General features: G+C 61.8%; 33 protein-coding genes. 2 read left to right on the plus strand and 31 right to left on the minus strand.

All coding sequences use genetic code 11. From position 1 onward, the window contains the following. Nucleotides 1-101: 101 nt before the first annotated feature. The 29 genes from rpsK to rpsL form a co-directional block, all read right to left on the minus strand. Entirely contained in the window at nt 102-491 is a 390-nt protein-coding gene (gene rpsK / locus NKI69_RS28815; RefSeq protein ID WP_006205444.1) for a 30S ribosomal protein S11, read from the minus strand. 161 nt (nt 492-652) lie between these two features. Then, complete coding sequence (gene rpsM, locus NKI69_RS28820) at nt 653-1,021, minus strand: 30S ribosomal protein S13 (RefSeq protein ID WP_013531437.1); 369 nt, start codon at nt 1,019-1,021, stop codon at nt 653-655. Nucleotides 1,022-1,231: 210 nt separating this feature from the next. After that, nucleotides 1,232-1,828, minus strand: a complete 597-nt coding sequence (locus NKI69_RS28825; protein WP_023812082.1) for an adenylate kinase — start codon at nt 1,826-1,828, stop codon at nt 1,232-1,234. Then, nucleotides 1,825-3,165 carry a preprotein translocase subunit SecY gene (secY, locus tag NKI69_RS28830; RefSeq protein WP_023812083.1) on the minus strand — a complete coding sequence of 447 codons (1,341 nt, stop codon included), beginning with the start codon at nt 3,163-3,165 and terminating at the stop codon, nt 1,825-1,827. The genes NKI69_RS28825 and secY overlap by 4 nt, the downstream gene beginning before the upstream one ends. A 192-nt stretch (nt 3,166-3,357) precedes the next feature. Then, the gene (rplO, locus tag NKI69_RS28835; protein WP_013531434.1) at nt 3,358-3,834 is read right to left on the minus strand and encodes a 50S ribosomal protein L15; all 477 of its coding nucleotides are present in this window, start codon (nt 3,832-3,834) and stop codon (nt 3,358-3,360) included. Nucleotides 3,835-3,856: 22 nt separating this feature from the next. Further along, nucleotides 3,857-4,054: a 50S ribosomal protein L30 gene (rpmD, locus tag NKI69_RS28840; protein ID WP_006205449.1), complete on the minus strand. Its 198-nt coding sequence runs from the start codon at nt 4,052-4,054 to the stop codon at nt 3,857-3,859. Nucleotides 4,055-4,078: 24 nt separating this feature from the next. Next, nucleotides 4,079-4,642, minus strand: a complete 564-nt coding sequence (gene rpsE / locus NKI69_RS28845) for a 30S ribosomal protein S5 (RefSeq protein WP_006333394.1) — start codon at nt 4,640-4,642, stop codon at nt 4,079-4,081. 131 nt (nt 4,643-4,773) lie between these two features. Then, nucleotides 4,774-5,133 (minus strand): 50S ribosomal protein L18, encoded by a 360-nt coding sequence (gene rplR / locus NKI69_RS28850; RefSeq protein ID WP_027038735.1) that lies wholly within the window; start codon nt 5,131-5,133, stop codon nt 4,774-4,776. 139 nt (nt 5,134-5,272) lie between these two features. Further along, nucleotides 5,273-5,806, minus strand: a complete 534-nt coding sequence (gene rplF / locus NKI69_RS28855) for a 50S ribosomal protein L6 (RefSeq protein WP_013895694.1) — start codon at nt 5,804-5,806, stop codon at nt 5,273-5,275. A gap of 89 nt (nt 5,807-5,895) precedes the next feature. Beyond that, the gene (rpsH, locus tag NKI69_RS28860) at nt 5,896-6,294 is read right to left on the minus strand and encodes a 30S ribosomal protein S8 (RefSeq protein ID WP_013531431.1); all 399 of its coding nucleotides are present in this window, start codon (nt 6,292-6,294) and stop codon (nt 5,896-5,898) included. A gap of 12 nt (nt 6,295-6,306) precedes the next feature. Then, nucleotides 6,307-6,612, minus strand: coding sequence for a 30S ribosomal protein S14 (gene rpsN, locus NKI69_RS28865; RefSeq protein ID WP_013895695.1), 306 nt, complete (start codon nt 6,610-6,612; stop codon nt 6,307-6,309). Nucleotides 6,613-6,639: 27 nt separating this feature from the next. Beyond that, on the minus strand, nt 6,640-7,239 hold the full coding sequence (rplE, locus tag NKI69_RS28870; protein WP_013531429.1) for a 50S ribosomal protein L5: 600 nt from the start codon (nt 7,237-7,239) through the stop codon (nt 6,640-6,642). Beyond that, on the minus strand, nt 7,232-7,546 hold the full coding sequence (gene rplX, locus NKI69_RS28875; protein WP_013531428.1) for a 50S ribosomal protein L24: 315 nt from the start codon (nt 7,544-7,546) through the stop codon (nt 7,232-7,234). Before rplX ends, rplE begins: the two co-directional genes overlap by 8 nt. A gap of 12 nt (nt 7,547-7,558) precedes the next feature. After that, a complete protein-coding gene (gene rplN, locus NKI69_RS28880; protein ID WP_006205457.1) occupies nt 7,559-7,927 on the minus strand; it encodes a 50S ribosomal protein L14 in 369 nt (122 codons plus the stop codon). A gap of 83 nt (nt 7,928-8,010) precedes the next feature. Further along, nucleotides 8,011-8,250 carry a 30S ribosomal protein S17 gene (gene rpsQ / locus NKI69_RS28885; protein WP_010909280.1) on the minus strand — a complete coding sequence of 80 codons (240 nt, stop codon included), beginning with the start codon at nt 8,248-8,250 and terminating at the stop codon, nt 8,011-8,013. Between the two features lie 11 nt (nt 8,251-8,261). Continuing rightward, complete coding sequence (gene rpmC, locus NKI69_RS28890) at nt 8,262-8,462, minus strand: 50S ribosomal protein L29 (protein WP_006205459.1); 201 nt, start codon at nt 8,460-8,462, stop codon at nt 8,262-8,264. A 13-nt stretch (nt 8,463-8,475) separates the two neighbouring features. Continuing rightward, nucleotides 8,476-8,889 (minus strand): 50S ribosomal protein L16, encoded by a 414-nt coding sequence (gene rplP / locus NKI69_RS28895; protein ID WP_013531427.1) that lies wholly within the window; start codon nt 8,887-8,889, stop codon nt 8,476-8,478. 27 nt (nt 8,890-8,916) lie between these two features. Next, a complete protein-coding gene (gene rpsC, locus NKI69_RS28900; RefSeq protein WP_013531426.1) occupies nt 8,917-9,642 on the minus strand; it encodes a 30S ribosomal protein S3 in 726 nt (241 codons plus the stop codon). Then, complete coding sequence (rplV, locus tag NKI69_RS28905) at nt 9,642-10,031, minus strand: 50S ribosomal protein L22 (RefSeq protein WP_006205462.1); 390 nt, start codon at nt 10,029-10,031, stop codon at nt 9,642-9,644. Before rplV ends, rpsC begins: the two co-directional genes overlap by 1 nt. 2 nt (nt 10,032-10,033) lie before the next feature. Further along, nucleotides 10,034-10,312: a 30S ribosomal protein S19 gene (gene rpsS, locus NKI69_RS28910; protein ID WP_006205463.1), complete on the minus strand. Its 279-nt coding sequence runs from the start codon at nt 10,310-10,312 to the stop codon at nt 10,034-10,036. A 16-nt stretch (nt 10,313-10,328) separates the two neighbouring features. Beyond that, entirely contained in the window at nt 10,329-11,162 is an 834-nt protein-coding gene (gene rplB / locus NKI69_RS28915; RefSeq protein WP_027026960.1) for a 50S ribosomal protein L2, read from the minus strand. 22 nt (nt 11,163-11,184) lie between these two features. Beyond that, entirely contained in the window at nt 11,185-11,478 is a 294-nt protein-coding gene (locus NKI69_RS28920; RefSeq protein ID WP_013531424.1) for a 50S ribosomal protein L23, read from the minus strand. After that, on the minus strand, nt 11,475-12,095 hold the full coding sequence (gene rplD / locus NKI69_RS28925; protein ID WP_013531423.1) for a 50S ribosomal protein L4: 621 nt from the start codon (nt 12,093-12,095) through the stop codon (nt 11,475-11,477). The genes NKI69_RS28920 and rplD overlap by 4 nt, the downstream gene beginning before the upstream one ends. Further along, nucleotides 12,095-12,823, minus strand: a complete 729-nt coding sequence (gene rplC, locus NKI69_RS28930; RefSeq protein ID WP_013531422.1) for a 50S ribosomal protein L3 — start codon at nt 12,821-12,823, stop codon at nt 12,095-12,097. The genes rplD and rplC overlap by 1 nt, the downstream gene beginning before the upstream one ends. 61 nt (nt 12,824-12,884) lie before the next feature. After that, nucleotides 12,885-13,193 (minus strand): 30S ribosomal protein S10, encoded by a 309-nt coding sequence (gene rpsJ / locus NKI69_RS28935; RefSeq protein WP_010909272.1) that lies wholly within the window; start codon nt 13,191-13,193, stop codon nt 12,885-12,887. A 69-nt stretch (nt 13,194-13,262) separates the two neighbouring features. Further along, nucleotides 13,263-14,438 carry an elongation factor Tu gene (gene tuf / locus NKI69_RS28940; RefSeq protein ID WP_352441555.1) on the minus strand — a complete coding sequence of 392 codons (1,176 nt, stop codon included), beginning with the start codon at nt 14,436-14,438 and terminating at the stop codon, nt 13,263-13,265. Nucleotides 14,439-14,536: 98 nt separating this feature from the next. After that, nucleotides 14,537-16,627 (minus strand): elongation factor G, encoded by a 2,091-nt coding sequence (fusA, locus tag NKI69_RS28945; protein ID WP_023762913.1) that lies wholly within the window; start codon nt 16,625-16,627, stop codon nt 14,537-14,539. 29 nt (nt 16,628-16,656) lie between these two features. Beyond that, nucleotides 16,657-17,127: a 30S ribosomal protein S7 gene (rpsG, locus tag NKI69_RS28950; RefSeq protein WP_008875664.1), complete on the minus strand. Its 471-nt coding sequence runs from the start codon at nt 17,125-17,127 to the stop codon at nt 16,657-16,659. Between the two features lie 76 nt (nt 17,128-17,203). After that, nucleotides 17,204-17,575, minus strand: a complete 372-nt coding sequence (gene rpsL / locus NKI69_RS28955; protein ID WP_006333356.1) for a 30S ribosomal protein S12 — start codon at nt 17,573-17,575, stop codon at nt 17,204-17,206. A 497-nt stretch (nt 17,576-18,072) separates the two neighbouring features. Between rpsL and NKI69_RS28960 the strand changes: the two genes are divergently transcribed. Both NKI69_RS28960 and NKI69_RS28965 read left to right on the plus strand, forming a co-directional pair. Further along, nucleotides 18,073-18,354, plus strand: a complete 282-nt coding sequence (locus tag NKI69_RS28960; RefSeq protein ID WP_013531420.1) for a transcriptional regulator — start codon at nt 18,073-18,075, stop codon at nt 18,352-18,354. Between the two features lie 181 nt (nt 18,355-18,535). Next, on the plus strand, nt 18,536-19,462 hold the full coding sequence (locus tag NKI69_RS28965; RefSeq protein WP_023814291.1) for a Gfo/Idh/MocA family protein: 927 nt from the start codon (nt 18,536-18,538) through the stop codon (nt 19,460-19,462). A 33-nt stretch (nt 19,463-19,495) separates the two neighbouring features. Here the strand turns inward: NKI69_RS28965 and NKI69_RS28970 are convergent, their stop codons facing one another. Together NKI69_RS28970 and rpoC are read right to left on the minus strand one after the other, a co-directional pair. Continuing rightward, complete coding sequence (locus NKI69_RS28970; RefSeq protein WP_023814290.1) at nt 19,496-20,161, minus strand: O-methyltransferase; 666 nt, start codon at nt 20,159-20,161, stop codon at nt 19,496-19,498. 81 nt (nt 20,162-20,242) lie between these two features. Next, on the minus strand, nt 20,243-24,439 hold the full coding sequence (gene rpoC / locus NKI69_RS28975; protein WP_023814289.1) for a DNA-directed RNA polymerase subunit beta': 4,197 nt from the start codon (nt 24,437-24,439) through the stop codon (nt 20,243-20,245). Nucleotides 24,440-24,534 lie beyond the last annotated feature (95 nt).

Raw genomic sequence — 24,534 nt, forward strand, 5'->3', positions numbered from 1 at the left:
ATGCTTTCCTTCCGTTGACCCGCCACCATCCAATCGTGGCGGGCGACCTGGAATGCCGCGGAGGAGCGCCCAAGGGCGCTCGCGCGGCGTTCGATAAATGCTTAGACGCGACGCTTCTTGCGCGGGCGGCAGCCATTGTGCGGGATCGGCGTCACATCACGGATCGACGTGATGGTGAAGCCGGCGGCCTGCAGGGCGCGCAATGCCGATTCACGACCGGAGCCGGGCCCGCAGACCTCGACTTCGAGCATGCGCATGCCGTGTTCCTGGGCCTTCTTGGCAACATCCTCGGCAGCCATCTGGGCAGCGAACGGGGTCGACTTGCGCGAACCCTTGAAGCCCTGGGCACCGGCCGACGACCAGGCAATCGAATTGCCCTGCGCGTCGGTGATGGTGATCATCGTGTTGTTGAAGGTCGAATTGACGTGGGCAACGCCCGACGAGATATTCTTGCGTTCGCGACGGCGAACACGAGCGGCTTCCTTGGCCATGATAGTCCTTTCAGTTGATCTCTACACCGCCGTAATGCCAGCGGCTCCACCTTCGTAAGGGAGTAGGGGAATAGGGCAGTAAGGGAGTAGGGAAAAGTGCGGCCCGATTGATGGGCATTCCCTACTGCCTTACTCCCCTACTCCCTTTTTCCCCTAACAAATTACTTCTTCTTGCCGGCGATCGACTTGGCCGGGCCCTTGCGGGTGCGCGCATTGGTATGCGTGCGCTGGCCGCGGACCGGCAGCGAGCGGCGGTGACGCAGGCCGCGGTAGCAGCCGAGGTCCATGAGCCGCTTGATGTTCATAGAGACTTCGCGGCGCAGGTCGCCTTCAACCTGGTAATCGCGGTCGATGGTTTCGCGGATCTGCAGCACTTCCGCGTCGGTCAGCTGGTTGACGCGGCGCTCGGCCGGGATGCCGACCTTGTCGACGATCTCCTGGGCGAACCGCTTGCCAATGCCGTGAATGTACTGAAGCGCAATGACAACGCGCTTGTTGGTCGGAATGTTGACGCCGGCTATACGAGCCATGTTCTTCCCTTCTCCATGTGGGCCGGCCAATCCTCAAAAACGAGGCGGGCACGGCGCTGTCTTAAGTTGCCCCGCGTCCGGTGGAGGCCGGCCCATGCGGGAGTTTCCAGTTCAATGCGGCTGCCTTGCCCTTGCGGACAAGCAAAGCTCATGCCTGATAGGAAGACGGGCCGCCATACCGCAGCGAACCGCCTCCGTCAAGTGCAATCGTTAATTTCCCCGCACTGCGTCCTTGAGCACCGCTTCGATCTGTTCCGTCACCGCGTCGATATCGGCCATGCCGTCGACACTGCGGAGCTTGCCCTTGGCATAGTAGTAGCCAATCAGCGGCGACGTCTTCTTGTAATATTCCCTCAGGCGCTCTTCGAACACGGTCGGGTTGTCGTCCTTGCGAACGGGAAGGCCGGCTGCCTGCGCCTCGTCGGCGCGCTTGACGATCCGGCCAACCAGAGCCTTGTCGTCGACCACGAGCTCAATGACGGCGTCGAGGGCCTGGGAGCGATCCAACAGCATCTGCTCGACCGCATCCGCCTGCACCAGGGTCCGCGGATAGCCGTCGAGGATGAACCCCTTGGCGCAGTCGGGCTGATCGATACGCTCGGCGACGATCGCGTTGACGATCGCATCGGACACCAGTTCACCGGCATCCATCACCGCCTTGGCGCGCTTGCCGACTTCGGTGCCTGCCTGGACGGCAGCACGCAGCATGTCGCCCGTCGAGAGCTGGGGTATGCCGTGTTTTTCTACCAGTCTTTGTGCTTGCGTCCCCTTGCCCGCTCCTGGCGGCCCAAGCAATATCAACCTCATCTGGCTTTCTTCCCCCCGCGCAGCTTCGACTTCTTGATCAGGCCTTCATACTGGTGCGCAATCAGGTGGCCCTGAATCTGCGCAACCGTATCGAGCGTGACACTGACCACGATCAGAAGCGATGTGCCACCAAGGTAGAATGGTACGCCAGTCGCCGAGATCAGGAACTCCGGCAGCAGGCACACCAGCACCAGATAGATGGCGCCGACGACGGTGATGCGGGTGAGAACGTAATCGATGTAATCGGCGGTGCGCTCGCCCGGACGATAACCCGGGATGAAGCCTGAATGCTTCTTGAGCTGGTCGGCGGTGTCCTTCGGGTTGAAGACAATCGCAGTGTAGAAGAAAGCGAAGAACGCGATCATCGCCGCATAGAATGCCATGTAGAGCGGCTGGCCATGTCCGAGTGCAGCCAGAATGGTGCTTGCCCAGGCCGGCATGTTGGTCGTCTGCGAGAAACCCGCGACGGTGGCCGGCAGCAACAGCAGCGACGAGGCGAAGATCGGCGGAATGACACCCGACGTGTTGAGCTTCAGCGGCAGATGCGAGGTATCGCCCTGGAACATGCGGTTGCCGACCTGGCGCTTCGGATACTGGATCAGCAAGCGGCGCTGGGCGCGCTCGAAGAACACGATGAGTGCGATGACGACGACGGCCAGCACGATGATCGCCAGGATCAGGCCGGTCGACAGCGCGCCGGTGCGGCCAAGCTCCAGCGTGCCGGAGATGGCGTGCGGCAGGCCGGCGACGATGCCGGAGAAGATGATCAGCGAAATGCCGTTGCCGATGCCGCGCGCGGTTATCTGCTCGCCCAGCCACATCAGGAACATGGTGCCGCCGACCAGCGTGACAACGGTCGAGATGCGGAAGAACATGCCGGGATCGCTGACGATGCCGTTGCCGCCTTCCAGACCGACAGAAATGCCATAGGCCTGAACCAGCGCAAGCAGCACGGTGCCGTAGCGCGTGTATTGGTTGATGACCTTGCGGCCCTGTTCGCCTTCCTTCTTCAGCGCTTCCAGTGACGGGATGACCGAGGTCATCAGCTGCATGATGATGGACGCGGAGATGTAAGGCATGATGCCGAGCGCAAAGATCGCCATGCGCTGCACGGCGCCGCCGGCGAACATGTTGAACATGCCAAGCACGCCCTTGCTCTGCGAAGAGAATGCCTGGGCGAAGGCGTCGGGATTGATACCAGGAAGCGGGATGTAGGTGCCGAGGCGATAGACGAGCAGCGCGCCGATCGTGAACCAGATGCGCTTCTTCAAATCCTCCGCCTTGGCGAAGGCCGAGAAATTCAGATTCGAGGCTAATTGTTCAGCAGCCGAAGCCATGCCTGATTCTCCGCTTGGTAACGCTTGATGGCCCTGAGGTCAGGCGGCGCGTTTCACCGAAGCTCACGAGATAAGCTCCGGGCTCTAAACATGCAAGCGGCCGCGTTGACGCGGCCGCCTCGTTGAGCAGATCAAAGCGCAATCGTGAGCAAAAACGGATCCCACTCTTGCCGATCGCGCTTCAAATTGCCGTTACTCGGCGGCTGCCTTTTCCTGCGGCAGCTTGACCGAACCGCCGGCCTTTTCGATCTTTTCGATCGCGGCCTTGGAGGCGCCGGCGACGTCAAAGGCGAGCTTCGCCTTGATCTCGCCGTCCGAGAGGATGCGCACGCCGTCCTTGACGCGGCGGATGACGCCGGCGGCAACCAGCGATTCAGCCGTCACGGTCGCCTTGGCATCGAGCTTCTTGGCGTCGATGGCCACCTGAATGCGGGCCAGCGACACGACGGTGAAGCTCTTGGCGAAGATGTTGTTGAAGCCACGCTTCGGCAGGCGCCGGTAGAGCGGCATCTGGCCGCCTTCGAAGCCGTTGATGGCGACGCCGGAGCGCGCCTTTTGGCCCTTGACGCCGCGACCGCCGGTCTTGCCGGAGCCGGAGCCGATACCACGGCCGAGACGCTTCTTGGAGTGCGTCGCGCCGTCCTTGTCACGCAGATCGTTGAGTTTCATCTGAGTTCTCCTGCGCTCTGGCTCAGCCCTCGTCCACGACGCGGACGAGATGCTGGACGGCAGCGATCATGCCGCGCACGGAGGGCGTATCTTCCAGCGTGCGCTGCTTGTGCATCTTGTTGAGGCCGAGGCCGACCAGCGTTGCGCGCTGTTCCTTCGGACGGCGGATCGGCGAACCGATCTGCTCAACGGTGATGGTCTTGGTTGCTTTCTTGGCCATGGTCAAAATCCCTGGTCAGATCGACTATTCTTCAGCCGCAACGGCGGTGCCGCGGCGGGCCTGAAGGGTCGAATACTTGATGCCGCGAGCAGCAGCCACATCCTTGGGATGCATCTGGCTCTTCAGCGCGTCGAAGGTGGCGCGAACCATGTTGTAGGGGTTCGACGAACCCATCGACTTGGCGACCACGTCATGCATGCCGAGCGTCTCGAAGACAGCGCGCATCGGGCCACCGGCGATGATGCCGGTACCTTGCTTGGCGGCGCGCAGCAGCACGCGTCCGGCGCCCCAGCGTCCTTCGACGTCATGGTGCAGCGTACGGCCCGAGCGCAGCGGCACGAAGATCATGTCGCGCTTGGCCGATTCAGTTGCCTTGCGGATGGCTTCCGGCACTTCGCGCGCCTTGCCGTGACCAAAGCCGACGCGGCCCTTCTGGTCGCCGACGACGACGAGTGCTGCAAAACCGAAGCGACGGCCGCCCTTGACGACCTTGGCGACGCGGTTGATGTGGACGAGCTTGTCCACCATGCCGTCATCGCGTTCTTCACGATCGCGGCCGCGGCCGCCATCCCTACGTTCCTGTGCCATATCCTGTTCCTTGTTTTTTTCCGGAAGCACGGTTGCTGATAAGATCCGGTGCCTCTGTGGGTCACCGGGGGCGAAATCAATTTCTTCGCATAATCCCTATCCGAAAAGTCTGCAACTTTTCGGGACTATGCTTAGAAGCTCAAGCCACCTTCACGGGCAGCCTCGGCGAGCGCCTTGACGCGGCCGTGATAAATGTAGGCGCCGCGGTCGAAGACGACTTCCTTGACGCCGGCCTTGGTGGCGCGCTCAGCGATCAGCTTGCCGATCGCGGCGGCGGCGGCGGTGTCGGCGCCGGTCTTGAGCGAACCCTTGAGGTCCTTCTCGAGCGTCGAAGCGGCAGCGATGGTGTGGCCCTTGGCGTCGTCGATGACCTGCACGTAGATGTTCTTCGACGTGCGGTGGACCGACAGACGCGGGCGCTCGCCGGCGACCTTCTTGATCTGACGGCGGACGCGCTGCGCGCGGCGCTGCGTGGATTCCTTGGTACCCATGATGGTCTTCCTTGCCTTCAAAAAACGGGGGCCGCCATATGCGGTAGGCGAAAGCGCCTCCCGCGACCGCTCCCCGCGGCGTTACACTTCCCAGCTTGGCCTTTTCCGAAAAGTCTTGGACTTTTCGAGGCCAGGCCCACTACTTCTTCTTGCCTTCCTTGCGGACGATCTTCTCGCCAGCATAGCGGACGCCCTTGCCCTTATAGGGCTCCGGACCACGATACTCGCGGATCTCGGCCGCAACCTGGCCGACCTGCTGCTTGTCGATGCCGGCCACGGTGATTTCGGTCGGCTTCGGCACCGTGATGGTGATGCCGGCCGGCGTCTCATAGACGACGTCATGGCTGAAGCCAAGCGCCAGCTGCAGGTTCTTGCCCTGAAGTGCCGCGCGATAGCCGACGCCGGTGATCTCGAGCTTCTTCTCGAAACCGTCCTTGACGCCCTGCAGGATGTTGACGATCTGCGTGCGCGACATGCCCCACTTGGAGCGGGCGGTCTTGGTCTGGTCGCGCGGCTGGACAGCGATCTCGCTGCCTTCCATCTTGACCAGCACTTCGTCGTTCACCACGAACTTCAGCTCACCCTTGGGGCCCTTCGCCGTCACGGTCTGGCCGTTGACGGTCGCGGTCACGCCCTGCGGCAGCGAAACGGGTTTCTTTCCAATACGAGACATTTTGTTGTCCTCGTCACTTCTCTTGTTTCAGGTCTCTGTCTTCGGGAACGATCCGAAGACCGGATTCCACTTTGCGGTCAACTGCCAGATCAGAAGATCTGGCAGAGGATCTCACCGCCGACGTTCTGTTCACGTGCTTCATGGTCGGCCATCACGCCCTTCGGTGTCGAAAGGATGGCGATGCCGAGGCCGTTGGCGACCTGCGGGATCGACTTGGCCGAAACATAGACGCGGCGGCCTGGCTTCGAGACGCGGGCGATTTCGCGCACGACCGGCGCGCCGTCGAAATACTTCAGCTCGATCTCGATTTCGGACTTGCCGTTGTCGAAGTCGGTCTGGCTGTAATCGCGGATATAGCCTTCAGCCTTCAGCACGTCGAGGACGCGGGTGCGCAGACGCGAAGCCGGCGTCGAAACGCTCGACTTCTTGCGGCCATACGCGTTGCGGATGCGGGTCAGCATATCGCCGAGAGGATCGCTCAATGACATGTTATGTCCTCCTTACCAGCTCGACTTGACCAGGCCCGGGATCTGGCCGTTATTGCCGAGATCACGAAGCGCGATGCGCGATACTTTGAGCTTGCGATAGTAGGCGCGCGGACGGCCGGTGACTTCGCAGCGGTTGCGGATGCGGATCTTGGCCGAGTTGCGCGGCATGGCGGCAAGCTTCAGCTGAGCGCGGAAACGCTCTTCCATCGGCTTGGACTGATCCATGATGATCGCCTTGAGCGCAGCCCGCTTGGGACCGTACTGGTCGGCAAGCTTGCGGCGCCTGTTGTTCTTCTCGACTGAGCTGGTCTTTGCCATTTCAGATTTTTCCTTTTCTCGCTGCCGTTACTGGCGGAAGGGGAAGTTGAAGGCCTTGAGCAATGCCCTGGCTTCGTCGTCCGTCTTCGCAGTCGTACAAACGATGACGTCCATGCCCCAGATCTGATCAACCTTGTCGTAGTTGATCTCCGGGAACACGATGTGTTCCTTGATGCCCATGGCGTAGTTGCCACGGCCATCGAAGCTCTTCGGATTCAGTCCGCGAAAGTCGCGGACACGCGGCAGTGCGATGTTCACGAGGCGGTCGAGGAACTCGTACATGCGTTCCTTGCGCAGCGTGACCTTGGCACCGATCGGCATCTTCTCGCGGACCTTGAAGCCGGCGATCGAGTTGCGGGCGCGGGTGACGACGGCCTTCTGGCCGGCGATCATCGCCAGGTCTTCGGCCGCGATCGAAGGCTTCTTCGAATCGGCGGTCGCTTCGCCAACGCCCATGTTCAGCACGATCTTGTCGATGCGCGGAACCTGCATCTCGTTGTCGTAGCCGAACTGTTCCTGCAGCGCCTTGCGGATGGTCTCGTTGTAGACCTGCTTGAGGCGCGGCGTGTTCTGAGCCTTGGACTGTTTGCTTTCAGCCTTGGGCTTCGTGGTTTGAGCCTTAGCCATTGATGACTTCTCCCGAGCGCTTGGCGACGCGCACCTTCTTGCCGTCCTTCTGGAAGATGAAGCCGACGCGGGTCGGCTTGCCATCCTTGGGGTCGGCCAGCGCGATGTTCGACAGCTGGATCGGCGCTTCCTTGGTGATGATCCCGCCCTCTTGGGACTGGGACTGCTTCTGGTGACGGCGGATCATGTTGACGCCGCGCACCAGCGCGGTGTCTTCCTTCGGCTGCACCGAGAGGACTTCGCCCGAACGGCCCTTGTCCTTGCCGGCCAGCACGACGACCTTGTCGCCTTTTCTAATCTTTTGCATTGGTCCGGCTCCTTACAGCACTTCAGGCGCGAGCGAGATGATCTTCATGTGGTTCTTGGCGCGGAGTTCGCGCGGAACCGGTCCGAAGATACGCGTGCCGATCGGCTCTTTCTTGTTGTCGACGAGAACGGCCGCGTTCTTGTCGAAACGGATCACGCTGCCGTCCGGGCGGCGGATGTCCTTGGCCGTGCGAACCACGACCGCCTTCATCACATCGCCCTTCTTCACGCGGCCGCGCGGAATGGCTTCCTTGATCGACACCACGATGATGTCGCCCACGGAAGCATATTTCCGCTTCGAGCCGCCCAGCACCTTGATGCACATGACACGACGGGCGCCGGAATTATCCGCGACGTCGAGGTTTGTTTGCATCTGAATCATGACTGGCCGCCTTCTTCTCTTCTAACGGGATGGGCTCAAAGCCCCTCCCCGGTCTGTCCAAAATTCGTTGTTTACGCCCGAGGTCAGGCTTGGTCCGAAGACACGACGATCCAGCGCTTGTCCTTGGAGATCGGCTTCGATTCCTGGATGAACACCTGATCGCCTACCTTGTGGGCGTTGTTCTCGTCGTGCGCCTTGTACTTCTTGGTCATGCGCACGGTCTTCTTCATCACGGGATGCGTGAAGCGCCGTTCGACCTTGACGACAACCGTCTTCTCGTTCTTGTCGCTGACGACGGTGCCCTGCAGAATGCGCTTTGGCATGGTTTTCGTCCTTAAGCCTTCTTAGCCGCGGACTTTTCCGCAGCGATGGTCTTGATACGCGCAATATCCTTACGGACCTGTCTCACGCGCGCGGTCTTCTCGAGCTGGCCGGTGGCCTTCTGGAAGCGCAGGTTGAACTGCTCCTTCTTCAGGCTGGCCAGGTCGTCGGTCAGCTGGTCCTGGGTCTTGGTCCGGATGTCTTCGGCTTTCATGATCAGCCCGTCCTTATTCTGCGATGCGCTGCACGAAGCGCGTCTTGACCGAGAGCTTGGCCGCGCCGAGACGCAGTGCCTCACGGGCGGTTTCTTCATTGACGCCGTCGATCTCGAACATGATACGGCCCGGCTTGACGCGCGCCGCCCAGTAGTCGACCGCACCCTTGCCCTTACCCATGCGGACTTCGGTCGGCTTCGAAGTGACCGGCACGTCCGGGAAAATACGGATCCAGACGCGACCAGCGCGCTTCATTTCACGCGTGATCGCGCGGCGGGCCGCCTCGATCTCACGTGCGGTGACGCGGTTCGGCTCAAGCGCCTTCAGCCCGAAACCACCGAAATCCAGGTTGGTGCCGCCCTTTGCGGTACCATGGATACGGCCCTTGAACTGCTTGCGGAACTTTGTGCGCTTTGGCTGCAGCATCGTTCTAACTCCAAATTCCTAAATGTCTCAGGCGTTTTCGCGACGACGACCGCGTTCGCGATCACCACCACCGCCATGCGCTGCATCGCTTTCGCTGGCCCGACGCTCCGAAGCCATCGGGTCATGCTCAAGGATTTCGCCCTTGAACACCCAGACCTTGACGCCGCAGATGCCATAAGCCGTGTGCGCTTCGGCCGTACCGTAGTCGACGTCCGCACGCAGCGTATGCAGCGGCACGCGGCCTTCGCGATACCATTCCATGCGCGCGATCTCGGCGCCGCCGAGGCGGCCGGCGCAGTTGATGCGGATGCCTTCGGCACCGAGGCGCATCGCCGATTGAACGGCACGCTTCATGGCGCGGCGGAACGCGATACGACGCTCGAGCTGCTGGGCGATCGACTGGGCGACCAGGGTCGCGTCGATTTCCGGCTTGCGCACTTCAACGATGTTGAGGTGCGTCTCGGACTTCGTCATCTCCATCAGCTTCTTGCGAAGCTTCTCGATGTCGGCGCCCTTCTTGCCGATGATCAGACCCGGGCGCGCGGCGTGGATGGTGACGCGGCACTTCTTGTGCGGACGCTCGATCACGACCTTCGAGATGGCAGCCTGCTTGAGCTCCTTCTCGAGATACTTGCGGATCTTGATGTCCTCATGCAGCAGCTTGCCGTACTCGCCGGTGTTCGCGAACCAGCGCGAATCCCAGGTGCGGTTGATGCCGAGGCGAAGACCGATCGGATTGACTTTCTGGCCCATTATGCGGCCTCCCCTTTTTCTTCGACTTCACGAACGACGATCGTGAGGTGCGAGAACGGCTTCTCGATACGGCTGGCGCGACCGCGACCACGGGCATGGAACCGCTTCATGACGATCGACTTGCCGACATAGGCTTCCGCCACGATCAGTGCATCGACATCCAGGTCGTGGTTGTTTTCCGCGTTGGCGATTGCCGATTCCAGCGTCTTCTTGACCGTGCCGGAAATCCGCTTGGCCGAGAATTCGAGATCGGAAAGCGCTGTCGCGACCTTCTTGCCGCGGATCAGCGCGGCAACGAGGTTGAGCTTCTGCGGGCTGATACGGATCGTGCGCAATACGGCGCGCGCTTCGTTATCAGCAAGCCTGCGCGGAGCTTTGGCCTTGCCCATGATTATTTCCTCTTCGCCTTCTTATCCGCGCCGTGACCGTAATAGGTCCGGGTCGGAGCGAATTCACCGAACTTGTGACCGACCATGTCCTCGTTCACCGAAACGGGAACATGCTTCTGGCCGTTGTAGACACCGAAGGTGAAGCCGACGAACTGCGGCAGGATGGTGGAGCGACGGCTCCACATCTTGATCACCTCATTGCGACCACCTTCACGAACCTTGTCCACCTTCTTGAGAAGGTAGCCGTCAATGAAGGGGCCTTTCCAAATCGAACGAGTCACTTGGCGTTACCTCTTCTTAGCTCTTGCGCTGATGGCGCGAGCGCAGGATGAACTTGTCGGTCGCCTTGTTGGACCGCGTCTTCTTGCCCTTGGTCGGCTTGCCCCAGGGCGAAACCGGATGGCGGCCACCCGAGGTGCGGCCTTCGCCGCCGCCGTGCGGATGGTCGACCGGGTTCATGGTCACGCCGCGATTGTGCGGGCGCTTGCCACGCCAAACCGTGCGACCGGCCTTGCCGTCATTGATATTGCCGTGGTCCGGATTGGACACGGCGCCGACAGTGGCCATGCAGGAGCCGTGAACGACACGCTGCTCGCCCGAGTTGAGGCGCAGGATCGCCATGCCCTGGTCACGACCGACCAGCTGGCCATAACCACCTGCCGAACGGGCGACCTGAGCGCCCTTACCCGGCTTCAGCTCGATGTTGTGGACGATGGTGCCGACCGGCATCGAAGCCAGCGGCATCGCATTGCCCGGCTTCACGTCGACCGCTTCACCGGACACGATCTTGTCGCCGGGAGCCAGACGCTGCGGAGCGATGATGTAGGACAGCTCGCCATCGTCATACTTGATCAGCGCGATGAAGGCGGTGCGGTTCGGATCGTACTCAATGCGCTCGACCGTGCCGACGACGTCGAACTTGCGGCGCTTGAAGTCGATGATGCGGTACGAACGCTTGTGACCACCGCCGATGAAGCGGGCGGTGATGCGACCATGATTGTTGCGGCCGCCCGACTTGGTCAGGCCTTCGGTCAGACCCTTGACGGGCTTGCCCTTGTAGAGGCCCGAGCGGTCGACGATGACCAGCTGACGTGTGCTGGGCGTTACCGGGTTGAATTTTTTCAGTGCCATTGTTCTGTCCTCGCGGCCTTGCTCAGAGACCCGTCGCGACGTCGATCGACTGACCATCGGCCAGCGTCACAACCGCCTTCTTGACGTCGCTCTGGCGGCCAACCGTGCCACGGAAGCGCTTGATCTTGCCCTTGCGGACAAGCGTGTTCACGGCCATCACCTTGACGCCGAACAGCGCTTCGACGGCGGCCTTGATTTCCGGCTTCGACGCCTTCTTGGCGACGTTGAAGACGACCTTGTTCTGCTCGGAGGCCATGGTCGACTTTTCGGTGATCGCCGGCGAGACGATCACGTCGTAATGACGAAGGTCGGTCATTTAAAACGCTCCTCGAGAGCCTCGACGGCGGCCTTCGAAAGGACCAGCGTGCCGCGGCGCAGAATGTCGTAGACGTTGATGCCCTGGATGGGCAGCACGTCGATGTTGGGGATGTTCGTCGCCGCCAGCTTGAAGTTCTTGTCAAGCTCGGCGCCGCCGATCAGCAAAGCGTTGGTCAGGCCCAGCGTCGCGAAATTCGCGATCAGCGCCTTCGTCTTGGCCTCGGTCAGCTTCAGCTCGTCGATGATGATGATCGACGCGCTCTTGGCCTTGGCCGAGAGAGCATGCTTGAGGCCGAGAGCACGAACCTTCTTCGGCAGTTCGTGCTCGTGGCTGCGAACGACCGGGCCGTGGGCCTTGCCGCCGCCGCGGAACTGCGGAGCGCGTGCCGAATGGTGACGGGCGCGGCCCGTACCCTTCTGCTTGTACATCTTGGCGCCGGTGCGCGCGATCTCGGCGCGACCCTTGGTCTTGTGCGTGCCCTGCTGCTTCTTGGCAAGCTGCCAGCGCACGACGCGCTGCAGGATGTCTTCGCGCGGATCAAGGCCGAAAATCTCGTCGGAGAGTTCCACCTTGCCGGCGTCCTTGCCGCCCAGCGTTGTGATCTTGAGATCCATTATTCCGCTCCCTCTGTGGCCGGAGCCTCGTTCTTGGCGCCACTTTCGGCAGCAACGGCGCGGATCGCGGCAGGCTTCGGCGCATTGGCCGGCAGTGCCACCTTGGCCGCATCGCGGACCAGGATCCAGGCGCCCTTCGATCCGGGAACCGCACCGCGGATCAGGATCAGGCCGCGGTCGGCGTCGGTCGATACGATCTCGACATTCTGCGTGGTGACACGGGTGTCGCCCATGTGGCCAGCCATATGCTTGCCCTTGAACACCTTGCCCGGGTCCTGGCGCTGGCCGGTCGAACCGTGCGTACGGTGCGAAACCGAGTTACCGTGCGTCGCACGGCCACCGCCCATGTGGTGGCGCTTAATGACGCCCTGAAAACCCTTGCCGATCGTCGTGCCCGTCACATCGACCTTCTGGCCGGCGACGAAGTGCTCGACGGTGATCTCCGCGCCGACATCGATCATGTTGTCGGCGGAGACGCGGAACTCGGCGACCTTCGCCTTCGGCTCGACGGAAGCGGTCGCGAAATGGCCGCGCATCGCCTTCGACGTGTTCTTCACCTTGGCAAGGCCAACGCCGAGCTGAACGGCGGTGTAGCCATTCTTCTCTTGCGTGCGCTGGGCCACGACCTGGCAGTTCTCCATCAGGAGAACGGTGACGGGAACATGTTCCCCGGCATCGTTATAGATGCGGGTCATTCCCACCTTCTTTGCAATCACACCTGAACGCATCGGTTCAATTCCTTTAGAGTTCCGGGCCAGGGGCACCGCCCCTTACCGCGCTCTCATTCCCTTAGAGCTTGATCTCGACGTCGACGCCGGCGGCCAGATCGAGCTTCATCAAAGCATCGACCGTCTGCGGGGTCGGATCGACGATGTCGAGCAGACGCTTGTGCGTGCGCATCTCGAACTGCTCGCGGCTCTTCTTGTCGACGTGAGGCGACCGGTTGACCGTGAACTTTTCGATCCGCGTCGGCAGCGGAATGGGGCCGCGGACGTTTGCACCGGTACGCTTGGCCGTCGACACGATTTCTTTCGTCGAGGCGTCGAGCACGCGGTGGTCAAACGCCTTAAGGCGGATGCGGATATTCTGTCCGTTCATGCGTCACTTCCTTGTTCTGGCGCGGCGCGGGCAACTCCCGCGCCCGCGACAGATCGGTTTAAGTCCAAATTACTCTTTGATGGTGACGACGATGCCGGCACCGACGGTGCGGCCGCCTTCACGGATAGCGAAGCGCAGCTTCTCTTCCATGGCGATCGGCACGATCAGCTCGACATCGACCGTGATATTGTCGCCCGGCATCACCATCTCGGTGCCTTCCGGCAGCGACACGATGCCGGTCACGTCGGTCGTGCGGAAGTAGAACTGCGGACGGTAGTTGGTGAAGAACGGCGTGTGACGGCCACCTTCGTCCTTGGTCAGGATGTAGGCTTCGGCCACGAACTTCTTGTGCGGCTTCACCGTGCCCGGCTTGGCCAGAACCTGGCCGCGCTCGACACCTTCGCGATCAACGCCGCGCAGCAGCGCGCCGATGTTGTCGCCGGCCTGGCCCTGATCGAGCAGCTTGCGGAACATCTCGACGCCCGTGCAGGTCGTCTTGGTCGTCGGACGGATGCCGATGATCTCCAGCTCCTCGCCGACCTTGACAATGCCGCGCTCGACGCGGCCGGTCACGACCGTGCCGCGGCCAGAGATCGAGAACACGTCTTCGATCGGCATCAGGAACGGCTTGTCGAGCGGACGAACCGGCGTCGGGATGTAGGCATCGACCGCAGCCATCAGCTCGCGGATCGCGTCTTCACCGATCTTCTTGTCGCTGTCTTCCAGAGCAGCCAGCGCCGAACCCTTGACGATCGGAATGTCGTCGCCGGGGAACTCGTTCTTGGTCAAAAGCTCGCGAACCTCGAGCTCGACCAGTTCGAGCAGCTCGGCGTCGTCGACCTGGTCGACCTTGTTCAGGAACACCACGATCGACGGCACGCCGACCTGACGGGCCAGCAGGATGTGCTCGCGGGTCTGCGGCATCGGGCCGTCGGCGGCCGACACGACCAGGATCGCGCCGTCCATCTGCGCGGCACCGGTGATCATGTTCTTCACATAGTCGGCGTGGCCGGGGCAGTCGACGTGAGCGTAGTGGCGGGCAGCCGTCTCGTATTCGACGTGTGCCGTCGAGATCGTGATGCCGCGCGCCTTTTCTTCAGGGGCAGCGTCGATCTGGTCGTAGCGCTTGTATTCGCCAAAATACTTGGTGATCGCCGCCGTCAGCGACGTCTTGCCATGGTCGACGTGGCCAATCGTGCCGATGTTCACGTGAGGCTTGTTACGCTCGAATTTACCTTTGGCCATAATCGTTCTCCGTCTATTCTACCCGCTAAGGGGATATTGTTATTCGCTCTTCAGATCCGGCACCGCGCAAGGAGCGCGACCCGGTGGCTAAGAAACCCTTAGGCGTATTTCTTCTGGACTTCCTGAGCCACTGCGGTCGGAACCGGCTCATAGTGATCGAACTGCATGGTGTAGGCCGCACGGCCCTGGCTCATCGAGCGCAGGTTGTCGACATACTTGAACATGTTGGCGAGCGGCACCATCGCGTTGATGACGACGGCCACGCCGCGCGCTTCCTGGCCCTGGATCTGGCCACGACGACCGTTCAGATCGCCGATGACGCTGCCGACGTAATCTTCCGGCGTCACCACTTCGACCTTCATGATCGGCTCCAACAGCTGCACGCCAAGCTTGGGTGCGGCTTCACGGAAGCAGGCGCGGCCGGCGATTTCGAAGGCCAGAACGCTGGAGTCGACATCGTGGTAAGCGCCGTCGATCAGGGTCGCCTTGACGCCGATCATCGGGAAGCCCGCGAACGGACCCGAGGTCATGACGCTGTTGATGCCCTTTTCGACACCCGGGATGTATTCCTTCGGCACGGCGCCGCCGACGATCTTGGTCTCGAACTCGAACTCGCTGCTGTCCGGGTTCGGCTCGAAGACGATCTTGACGCGAGCGAACTGACCGGTACCGCCGGTCTGCTTCTTGTGCGTGTAATCCTGCTCGTGCCTGCGGGTGATGGTCTCGCGATAAGCCACCTGCGGTGCGCCGACATTGGCCTCGACCTTGAACTCGCGACGCATGCGGTCGACGATGATGTCCAGGTGAAGTTCGCCCATGCCGGAAATGATGGTCTGGCCGCTTTCCTCGTCGGTCTTGACGCGGAAGGACGGATCCTCGGCGGCCAGGCGGTGAAGGGCGAGGCCCATCTTTTCCTGGTCGTTCTTGGTCTTCGGCTCGATGGCGATCTGGATGACCGGATCGGGGAATTCCATGCGCTCGAGAATGACCGGATGCAGCGGATCGCTCAGCGTGTCACCGGTGGTCGTGTCCTTGAGACCGGCAAGAGCAACGATGTCGCCTGCAAAAGCCTCTTCGACGTCGGCGCGCGAATTCGCATGCATCTGCAGCATGCGGCCGATGCGCTCTTTCTTGCCCTTCACGGTGTTGTCGACCGAGATGCCCTTGGTGAGCTTGCCCGAATAGATGCGGGCAAAGGTCAGCGAACCGACGAACGGGTCGTTCATGATCTTGAAGGCGAGCATCGACAGCGGCTCGTTGTCGTCGGCATGACGCTCGATCTCCGCGTCGGTCTTGGCATCGACGCCCTTGATGGCGGGAACATCGGCCGGCGACGGCAGATATTCGACGACGGCGTCGAGCAGCGGCTGCACGCCCTTGTTCTTGAAGGCCGAGCCACAGAACATCGGGTAGAACTTCACCGCGATGGTGCCCTTGCGGATCAGCGCGCGGATCTCGTCATTCGACGGCATCTTGCCTTCGAGGTAATTCTCAAGCGCCGTCTCGTCCATTTCGACGGCGGCCTCGATCATCTTCTCGCGGTATTCTTCGGCACGAGCCTTGAGATCGTCCGGGATCTCGACGACATCCCAGGCAGCGCCCAGCGTCTCGTCGCGCCAGACCAGCGCGTTCATCTCGACGAGGTCGACGACGCCCTTGAACTCGGTCTCGGCGCCGATCGGCAGCTGCATGACAACGGCATGCGCGCCGAGGCGCGAACCGATCATCTCGACCGAGCGATAGAAGTCGGCACCGATCTTGTCCATCTTGTTGCAGAAGATCATGCGCGGAACGCGATACTTGTCGGCCTGGCGCCAGACGGTCTCGGTCTGCGGCTCAACGCCGGCATTGGCATCGAGCAGCGCAATGGCGCCGTCGAGAACGCGCAGCGAACGCTCAACTTCGATGGTGAAGTCGACGTGGCCGGGAGTGTCGATGATGTTGAAGCGGTGCATCTTGCCGTCACGAGCCTTCCAGAAGGTCGTGGTCGCGGCGGACGTGATGGTGATGCCGCGCTCCTGCTCCTGCTCCATCCAATCCATGGTGGCAGCGCCGTCGTGGACTTCGCCGATCTTGTGCGACTTGCCTGTGTAGTAGAGGACGCGCTCGGTGGTCGTCGTCTTGCCGGCGTCAATATGCGCCATGATACCGAAATTGCGGTAGTCTTCGATTTTGTATTCGCGGGCCATCGTAGCTGCCTCTCAGTCTCGTTCGCGCTTTACCAGCGGTAGTGCGCGAAAGCGCGGTTGGCTTCAGCCATCTTGTGGGTGTCTTCACGCTTCTTGACTGCCGTGCCGCGGTTGTTGGCCGCGTCCATCAGCTCGCCGGAGAGGCGGTCGACCATCGTGGTCTCGTTGCGATTGCGGGCCGCCGCGATCAGCCAGCGAATGGCCAATGCCTGGCGGCGCTCGGGGCGCACGTCGACCGGAACCTGGTAGGTGGCGCCACCGACACGACGCGAACGCACTTCAACATGCGGCGCGACATTGTCGAGCGCCTGATGGAAGACGGTGACCGGCTCCTGCTTGGTCTTCGACTGAACCTGGTCGAGCGCGCCGTAGACGATGGTCTCGGCGACCGACTTCTTGCCGTCATACATAACGGCGTTCATGAACTTGGTGACGATCAGATCGCCGAACTTCGGGTCCGGATTGATCTCACGCTTTTCTGCACTGTGACGACGCGACATGGCTTTTGTCTCTCAATCTCATAGCCCGACGCACTCAAGCAGCGCCAAGGCCGGAAAATCTTACTTCGGACGCCCCTTACTTCGGACGCTTGGCGCCGTACTTCGAACGGCGCTGCTTGCGGTTCTTCACACCCTGCGTGTCGAGCACGCCGCGGATGATGTGGTAGCGAACGCCCGGAAGATCCTTGACGCGGCCGCCGCGGATCATGACCACGGAGTGCTCCTGAAGGTTGTGGCCTTCGCCGGGGATGTACCCGATCACTTCAAAACCATTGGTCAGGCGGATCTTGGCCACCTTGCGCAGCGCCGAGTTCGGCTTCTTCGGCGTCGTTGTATAGACGCGCGTGCAAACGCCCCGCTTCTGCGGGTTCTGCTGCATGGCCGGGACCTTGTTGCGCTTCACCGGCGCAATGCGCGGCTTGCGGATCAGCTGGTTGACGGTAGGCATTAAACCCTCTTGTCTCTCAATTCCGTGTCTCGCCCGGTCAGGGCCGCTCAAAGCGTCATTTCCATACGCAAATTCGGGCCATAAACCGCGCCTCGCGGTCTTGCCCGAACAAAAGGCAGAGGAAGCGGAAGCCGCTTCGTGCACGCCGGAAATGTCTTTTCGCTCGTAAAACGAACCCTGTTTGAGGCAAACTCCAAAGCGTGTCGCTTCGGAAGGGAGAGCCTCACATCGGTTCTGACTGGGCGGCTTCTACTCGTAAGACCGCGGACCGTCAAGCCCGGAGCACCAAATATTGCACGCCGACCAAGGCTTGGCAGCCATGCGAAAACCGCATGTAATTTTCTTTCGCATTTTTGCAAGAGCGAGGAAGAAAGTGACAAGCCTTCAGGCAAAGTGAATGGGTTTGCGCTGTTGCGCGGCCTTGCTTCATGCGAAAAGGCCGCATGAGCAGTCAAAACCCCCTCGCCCGCCCACCCGCTGCCAAGAGGAATCGGCCCGTGAACGACAACGAAGAACGCCCGGTCACCATCATCACCGGCCGGGTGTGGAAGAAAAAAGGCGGCAAACCGGAAGGCGTCCACGTCATGCTGGTTGCGCCCGACGACGATTCGGCGGTGCGCCGGGCACTCGAATCGCTTGCCGCCGAAGGGTACGCCGAGGCCGAGCTCGACCAGATCGGCGACATGGACGGCATCCCCGACGAAGAGCCGCATATCTCCGCCTTCCAGGGCGCGCTCGAAGGCGAAGTGTCGATCGTCACCTTCGACGTGCCGATCTGACCCCGACCTCCCGGTCCAGCTTTCGAATCGGCTACCGAGACGAATCGGCGACCGAGGCCTTCCCAGCCAAAAATGTGCACTGCCGCTCGAGGAAGGCTGAGCTTGCCTGCTCGGCTTCGGCTTGCCCGGGGCAAGTGTTCTGATAAGAAACCATCACCATCATCAAACAGACGGAGCGGCCGTGTCCCAGCCCATCAAGATAGGCATCGTCGGCGTCGGCAAGATCGTCCACGACCAGCATCTGCCGGCTCTGGCGAAAGACCAGGACTATCGCCTCATCGCGGCCGCAAGCCGGCATGGCAAGGTAGAAGACATCCCCAATTTCACTGATATCGAAGCCATGCTCGATGCCGTTCCCGAACTCGAGGCCGTGTCGCTCTGCATGCCGCCGCAGTTCCGCTACGACGCGGCGCGCACCGCGCTGATGGCGAAGAAGCATGTCTTCCTGGAGAAGCCGCCTGGCGCCACTGTCAGCGAGGTCGAGGACCTCAAGACATTGGCCGCGCAGAACGGCGTCTCGCTGTTCGCCAGCTGGCACTCGCGCTATGCGCCGGCGGTCGAGGCCGCGCGCGCATTTCTCGACACGACCAAGATCAAGTCGGCCGCCATCAACTGGAAGGAAGATGTGCGCCGCTGGCACCCGAACCAGGAATGGATCTGGGCTCCCGGCGGTTTTGGCGTCTTCGATCCCGGCATCAACGCGCTCTCGATTGCCACCCATATCCTGCCGGCGATGTTCATCACCTCGGCGGTGTTGGATTTTCCCGAAAACCGCGCCTCCCCGGTTGCCGCGCGCGTCGCCTTCCGCACCTCGAATGGATTGCCGGTGACGATGGATCTCGACTGGCTGCAGACCGGCCCGCAAAGCTGGGACATCCTGGCCGAGACCGACAAGGGCGCCATGGTGCTGTCGGGCGGCGGCTCGAAGCTCGCCATCGACGGCAAGGTGGTTCATGACGAGCCGGAGGCCGAGTACCCGATGCTCTACAAGCGCTTTGCCGAAATCGTGCGCGCCGGCACCTCCGATGTCGACCTCGCGCCCCTCCAGCATGTGGCCGACGCCTTCATGCTCGGCAAGCGCAACGTGGTCGAGGCTTTTTTCGATTGAACAGGGGCGGCTTGGCTGTTCGCCGATCGGCCGTCACTCCACAATCGCAATGGCAAAGCCATCATAGCCTTTGGCGCCGACGGTCTGGATGGCGGTGCCGTCCAGACGCTTCTCGCTGCCGATGAACGAGAATGCGGCGCGTGCCCCTTCTACATTGGGATCACGGCCACCCTGATCGAGCACTGCGCCGTCGCGGATGACGTTGTCGCAGACGATGACGGTTCCGGGCCGCGACAACCGCATGGCCCAGGATAGGTAGTGCGGATTGTTCGGCTTGTCGGCATCGATGAAGATGAAGTCGAATGGACCGGCATGCTCGGCGCCAAGTGCTGCAAGCGACTGAAGCGCCGGACCGACCCGCAGTTCCACCCGCTCCAAGACGCCTGCCCGCTCGAAATTCGATCGCGCGACGCTGGCGTGATGCGGGTCGAGTCCAAGTGTCACGATCTTGCCGTCGGCAGGCAGTGCGCGCGCCATCCAGATGGTCGAATAGCCGCCCAGCGTGCCGATTTCGAGAACCTTTTTGGCTCCCCGCATCCGCGCAAGAAGGGAAAGCAGCTTGCCCTGCGCCGGCGACACGTCGATCGCCGGCAGGCCCTGATCGTGGTTGGCCGCCAGAACGGCATCAAGCACGGGGTCCGCCTCAAACAGGGAACCGACGATGTAGTCGTCGACTGCCGCCCAGCTTCTTTTGCTCATCGTTTTCTTCTCCGATCCAATTGGAGACCTAAACGCGAAAAGGGGCCATTCGGCCCCTTTTCCTCTTCCCTTTCCGTCCGCTTACTGCGCGGCGGTTGTCATGTCGGCCAGCATCGGCTCGGCGACTTCCACACCCGAGGCCTTGCGGCGCTCGTCGATGATCAGTTCGTCGCGCGAGGTGGCGATGCGCCGAATCTGGCTCATCGTGCCGCCGGTGCCGGCCGGGATAAGCCGGCCGACGATGACGTTTTCCTTCAGTCCCTGCAGCATGTCGGTCTTGCCGGCAACCGCGGCTTCCGTCAGCACTCGGGTCGTCTCCTGGAAGGAGGCGGCCGAGATGAAGGATGGCGTCTGCAGCGATGCCTTGGTGATGCCGAGCAGCACCGGCAGGCCTTCGGCCGGCTTCTTGCCGTCCTCGACCAGACGCTCGTTGACCTCTTCCAGTTCGATCACGTCGACATGATCGCCCGGAATGTAGGTCGAGTCGCCCTGCACCGTGATCTCGACCTTCTGCAGCATCTGGCGAACGATCACCTCGATGTGCTTGTCGTTGATCTGCACGCCCTGCAGACGATAGACTTCCTGGATCTCGTTGACGAGGTAGGAAGCAAGTGCCTCCACGCCCTTGATCGCCAGGATGTCGTGCGGCGCCGGATTGCCGTCGAGGATGTAGTCGCCCTTCTCGATGACGTCGCCGTCCTGGAGATGGAACGGCTTGCCCTTCGGGATCAGGTATTCGACCGGCTCAAGCGTCGAGTCATGCGGCTCGATGATGATGCGACGCTTGTTCTTGTAGTCGCGGCCGAAGCGGATCGTGCCGTCGATCTCGGCGATGATGGCGTGATCCTTCGGACGACGTGCCTCGAACAGTTCGGCAACACGCGGCAGACCGCCGGTGATGTCCTTGGTCTTGGCGCTTTCCATCGGAATACGCGCCAGCACGTCGCCGGGACGAACCTGCGAGCCCGGCTCGACCGAAAGAATGGCCTCGACCGAGAGCAGGAAGCGCGCGTCGCCGCCCTTCGACAGCTTGCCGACCTTGCCCTTGGCGTCCTGGATCGCGATCGCCGGCTTCAGGTCGTTACCGCGTGGCGTCGAGCGCCAGTCGATGACCTCACGCTTGGTGATGCCGGTCGACTCGTCGGCCGTTTCCTGAACGGAAATGCCGTCGACCAGATCCTCGTACGACACCCTGCCCTCGATTTCGGTGAGGACTGGACGGGTATAGGGATCCCACTCGGCGATACGCTGGCCGCGCTTCACCTTGTCACCATCGTCCACGAAGATGCGCGAACCATAGGTGAGACGGTGCGAGGCGCGCTCCTTGCCGGCTTCGTCGAGGATCAGCACCGCCATGTTGCGGCCCATGACCATCTGCTGGCCGTCGGAGTTGCGCACCACGTTGCGGTTGCGGATCTCGACCTTGCCCTCATACGAGGCTTCAAGGAACGAGCTGTCCACCACCTGCGCGGTACCGCCCATGTGGAAGGTACGCATGGTGAGCTGCGTGCCCGGCTCGCCGATCGACTGCGCCGCGATGACGCCGACGGCTTCGCCCTGGTTGACCGGGGTGCCGCGGGCAAGATCGCGACCGTAGCAGACCGCGCAGACGCCAACCCTGACTTCGCAAGTCAGTGCCGAGCGGATGCGGACCGACTGGACGCCGGCCTTTTCGATCTGTTCCACGTCACGCTCGTCCATCAGCGTTCCGGCCTTGACCAGGATCTCGCCCGACACCGGATGTGTGATGTCGTCGAGCGACGTACGGCCCAGCACGCGCTGGCCGACCGAAGCGACGACCTGACCGGCATCGACGATCGGCTGCATGGTGAGGCCCTTGTCGGTGCCGCAGTCGACGGAGTTGACGATGCAGTCCTGCGCCACGTCGACCAGACGACGGGTGAGGTAACCCGAGTTCGCCGTCTTCAAGGCGGTGTCGGCCAGACCCTTGCGGGCGCCGTGGGTCGAGTTGAAGTACTCGAGCACGGTCAGGCCTTCCTTGAAGTTCGAGATGATCGGCGTTTCGATGATTTCACCCGACGGCTTGGCCATAAGGCCGCGCATGCCGGCAAGCTGACGCATCTGGGTGGGCGAGCCACGCGCACCGGAGTGCGACATCATGTAGATCGAGTTCATCGGCTTCTGACGGCCATTGTCCTCGAACTCGACCGCCTTGATGCGGGCCATCATCTCGTCGGCGACCTTTTCCGAGCACTTGGCCCAGGCGTCGACGACCTTGTTGTACTTCTCGCCCTGCGTGATCAGACCGTCATTGTACTGCTGCTCGTATTCCTTGGCCAAAGCCTCGGTGTCGGAGACCAGCTTGATCTTGGCATCCGGGATCAGCATGTCGTCCTTGCCGAACGAAATGCCGGCACGGCAGGCATGGCTGAAGCCGAGAGCCATGATGCGATCGCAGAAAATGACCGTCTCCTTCTGACCGCAATGGCGGTAGACGGTGTCGATCATCTTGGAGATGTTCTTCTTGGTCATCTCCTGGTTGGCGGTCTCGTAAGGCACGTTGACGTTCTTCGGCAGAAGCTCGCCGATGATCATGCGGCCAGGCGTGGTGTCATGGATCTTCGACACCACCTTGCCTTCGGCGTCGACCGTGCGGAAACGACCCTTGATCTTGGAGTGCAGCGTCACGGCCTTGGTCTCGAGCGCGTGCTGGAGTTCGCCCATGTCGGCAAACACCATGCCCTCGCCCGGCTCGTTCTGGTTGACGATCGAGAGATAGTAGAGACCCAGAACCATGTCCTGCGACGGCACGATGATCGGCGCGCCGGAAGCCGGGTGCAGGATGTTGTTGGTCGACATCATCAGCACGCGGGCTTCAAGCTGCGCTTCCAGCGACAGCGGCACGTGAACGGCCATCTGGTCGCCGTCGAAGTCGGCGTTGAAGGCCGTGCAGACCAGCGGGTGCAACTGGATCGCCTTGCCCTCGATCAGGATCGGCTCGAACGCCTGGATGCCGAGACGGTGCAGCGTCGGCGCACGGTTCAGCAGCACCGGATGTTCGCGGATGACCTCGTCGAGGATATCCCAGACTTCCGGACGCTCCTTTTCGACCAGCTTCTTCGCCTGCTTGACGGTCGAGGAGTAACCCTTGGCGTCGAGACGGGCGTAGATGAAGGGCTTGAACAGTTCGAGCGCCATCTTCTTGGGCAGGCCGCACTGGTGCAGCTTGAGCTCCGGACCGGTCACGATGACCGAGCGGCCGGAATAGTCGACGCGCTTGCCGAGCAGGTTCTGACGGAACCGGCCCTGCTTGCCCTTGAGCATGTCGGACAGCGACTTCAGCGGGCGCTTGTTGGCGCCGGTGATGACGCGGCCGCGACGGCCGTTGTCGAACAGCGCATCGACGGCTTCCTGCAGCATGCGCTTTTCATTGCGCACGATGATGCCGGGAGCGCGCAGCTCGATCAGCCGCTTCAGACGATTGTTGCGGTTGATGACGCGGCGATAGAGGTCGTTCAGATCCGACGTGGCGAAGCGGCCGCCGTCCAGAGGAACCAGCGGGCGCAGGTCCGGCGGGATCACCGGAACCACCTTCATGATCATCCATTCCGGACGGTTGCCGGATTCCATGAAGTTCTCGACGACCTTGAGCCGCTTCAGATACTTCTTCTGCTTCAGCTCGGAGGTGGTCGAAGCCAGTTCCGAACGCAGGTCGCCGGCGATCTTCTCCAAGTCCATGCCGGCCAGGAGGTCATGAATGGCCTCGGCGCCGATCATGGCGGTGAACGAATCCTCGCCATACTCGTCGACGGCGATCATGTACTCTTCCTCGCTGAGCAGCTGGTGCTCCTTCAGCGCGGTGAGGCCAGGTTCGGTGACGATGTAGTTCTCGAAGTAGAGGACGCGCTCGATGTCCTTCAGGGTCATGTCGAGCAGCGTGCCGATGCGCGACGGCAGCGACTTCAGGAACCAGATATGGGCGACCGGTGCCGCCAGTTCGATATGGCCCATGCGCTCGCGGCGAACGCGCGACAGCGTGACTTCAACGCCGCACTTCTCGCAGATGACGCCCTTGTACTTCATGCGCTTGTACTTGCCGCACAGGCACTCATAGTCCTTGATCGGGCCAAAAATGCGCGCGCAGAACAGACCGTCACGCTCCGGCTTGAAGGTGCGGTAGTTGATGGTCTCCGGCTTCTTGATCTCGCCGAAAGACCAGGACAGAATCTTCTCAGGGCTGGCGAGCGATATCCGGATGGAATCGAACACCTGCGCAGGCGCCTGGGGATTGAAGAGATTCATGACCTCTTGGTTCATGCCGTTCTCCTTTTCGGGATCCTCGAAGACCCCTTGCATCTAGTCGCGAGCCAAACGCCCGCCGTCTTTGTCGGCCACTGGCCGTCGAATACTTC

It is taken from the genome of Mesorhizobium sp. M0491, from assembly GCF_040321265.1.
Lineage (GTDB): Bacteria > Pseudomonadota > Alphaproteobacteria > Rhizobiales > Rhizobiaceae > Mesorhizobium.

What these genes read in the sequence shown, in the direction of transcription:
- rpsK (WP_006205444.1), bottom strand. Translation starts at nt 491, where the DNA reads ATGGCCAAGGAAGCCGCTCGTGTTCGCCGTCGCGAACGCAAGAATATC.
- rpsM (WP_013531437.1), bottom strand. Translation starts at nt 1,021, where the DNA reads ATGGCTCGTATAGCCGGCGTCAACATTCCGACCAACAAGCGCGTTGTC.
- NKI69_RS28825 (WP_023812082.1), bottom strand. Translation starts at nt 1,828, where the DNA reads ATGAGGTTGATATTGCTTGGGCCGCCAGGAGCGGGCAAGGGGACGCAA.
- secY (WP_023812083.1), bottom strand. Translation starts at nt 3,165, where the DNA reads ATGGCTTCGGCTGCTGAACAATTAGCCTCGAATCTGAATTTCTCGGCC.
- rplO (WP_013531434.1), bottom strand. Translation starts at nt 3,834, where the DNA reads ATGAAACTCAACGATCTGCGTGACAAGGACGGCGCGACGCACTCCAAG.
- rpmD (WP_006205449.1), bottom strand. Translation starts at nt 4,054, where the DNA reads ATGGCCAAGAAAGCAACCAAGACCATCACCGTTGAGCAGATCGGTTCG.
- rpsE (WP_006333394.1), bottom strand. Translation starts at nt 4,642, where the DNA reads ATGGCACAGGAACGTAGGGATGGCGGCCGCGGCCGCGATCGTGAAGAA.
- rplR (WP_027038735.1), bottom strand. Translation starts at nt 5,133, where the DNA reads ATGGGTACCAAGGAATCCACGCAGCGCCGCGCGCAGCGCGTCCGCCGT.
- rplF (WP_013895694.1), bottom strand. Translation starts at nt 5,806, where the DNA reads ATGTCTCGTATTGGAAAGAAACCCGTTTCGCTGCCGCAGGGCGTGACC.
- rpsH (WP_013531431.1), bottom strand. Translation starts at nt 6,294, where the DNA reads ATGTCATTGAGCGATCCTCTCGGCGATATGCTGACCCGCATCCGCAAC.
- rpsN (WP_013895695.1), bottom strand. Translation starts at nt 6,612, where the DNA reads ATGGCAAAGACCAGCTCAGTCGAGAAGAACAACAGGCGCCGCAAGCTT.
- rplE (WP_013531429.1), bottom strand. Translation starts at nt 7,239, where the DNA reads ATGGCTAAGGCTCAAACCACGAAGCCCAAGGCTGAAAGCAAACAGTCC.
- rplX (WP_013531428.1), bottom strand. Translation starts at nt 7,546, where the DNA reads ATGCAAAAGATTAGAAAAGGCGACAAGGTCGTCGTGCTGGCCGGCAAG.
- rplN (WP_006205457.1), bottom strand. Translation starts at nt 7,927, where the DNA reads ATGATTCAGATGCAAACAAACCTCGACGTCGCGGATAATTCCGGCGCC.
- rpsQ (WP_010909280.1), bottom strand. Translation starts at nt 8,250, where the DNA reads ATGCCAAAGCGCATTCTGCAGGGCACCGTCGTCAGCGACAAGAACGAG.
- rpmC (WP_006205459.1), bottom strand. Translation starts at nt 8,462, where the DNA reads ATGAAAGCCGAAGACATCCGGACCAAGACCCAGGACCAGCTGACCGAC.
- rplP (WP_013531427.1), bottom strand. Translation starts at nt 8,889, where the DNA reads ATGCTGCAGCCAAAGCGCACAAAGTTCCGCAAGCAGTTCAAGGGCCGT.
- rpsC (WP_013531426.1), bottom strand. Translation starts at nt 9,642, where the DNA reads ATGGGCCAGAAAGTCAATCCGATCGGTCTTCGCCTCGGCATCAACCGC.
- rplV (WP_006205462.1), bottom strand. Translation starts at nt 10,031, where the DNA reads ATGGGCAAGGCCAAAGCTCCGCGCAGGCTTGCTGATAACGAAGCGCGC.
- rplB (WP_027026960.1), bottom strand. Translation starts at nt 11,162, where the DNA reads ATGGCACTGAAAAAATTCAACCCGGTAACGCCCAGCACACGTCAGCTG.
- NKI69_RS28920 (WP_013531424.1), bottom strand. Translation starts at nt 11,478, where the DNA reads ATGACCGACCTTCGTCATTACGACGTGATCGTCTCGCCGGCGATCACC.
- rplD (WP_013531423.1), bottom strand. Translation starts at nt 12,095, where the DNA reads ATGGATCTCAAGATCACAACGCTGGGCGGCAAGGACGCCGGCAAGGTG.
- rplC (WP_013531422.1), bottom strand. Translation starts at nt 12,823, where the DNA reads ATGCGTTCAGGTGTGATTGCAAAGAAGGTGGGAATGACCCGCATCTAT.
- rpsJ (WP_010909272.1), bottom strand. Translation starts at nt 13,193, where the DNA reads ATGAACGGACAGAATATCCGCATCCGCCTTAAGGCGTTTGACCACCGC.
- tuf (WP_352441555.1), bottom strand. Translation starts at nt 14,438, where the DNA reads ATGGCCAAAGGTAAATTCGAGCGTAACAAGCCTCACGTGAACATCGGC.
- fusA (WP_023762913.1), bottom strand. Translation starts at nt 16,627, where the DNA reads ATGGCCCGCGAATACAAAATCGAAGACTACCGCAATTTCGGTATCATG.
- rpsG (WP_008875664.1), bottom strand. Translation starts at nt 17,127, where the DNA reads ATGTCGCGTCGTCACAGTGCAGAAAAGCGTGAGATCAATCCGGACCCG.
- rpsL (WP_006333356.1), bottom strand. Translation starts at nt 17,575, where the DNA reads ATGCCTACCGTCAACCAGCTGATCCGCAAGCCGCGCATTGCGCCGGTG.
- NKI69_RS28970 (WP_023814290.1), bottom strand. Translation starts at nt 20,161, where the DNA reads ATGAGCAAAAGAAGCTGGGCGGCAGTCGACGACTACATCGTCGGTTCC.
- rpoC (WP_023814289.1), bottom strand. Translation starts at nt 24,439, where the DNA reads ATGAACCAAGAGGTCATGAATCTCTTCAATCCCCAGGCGCCTGCGCAG.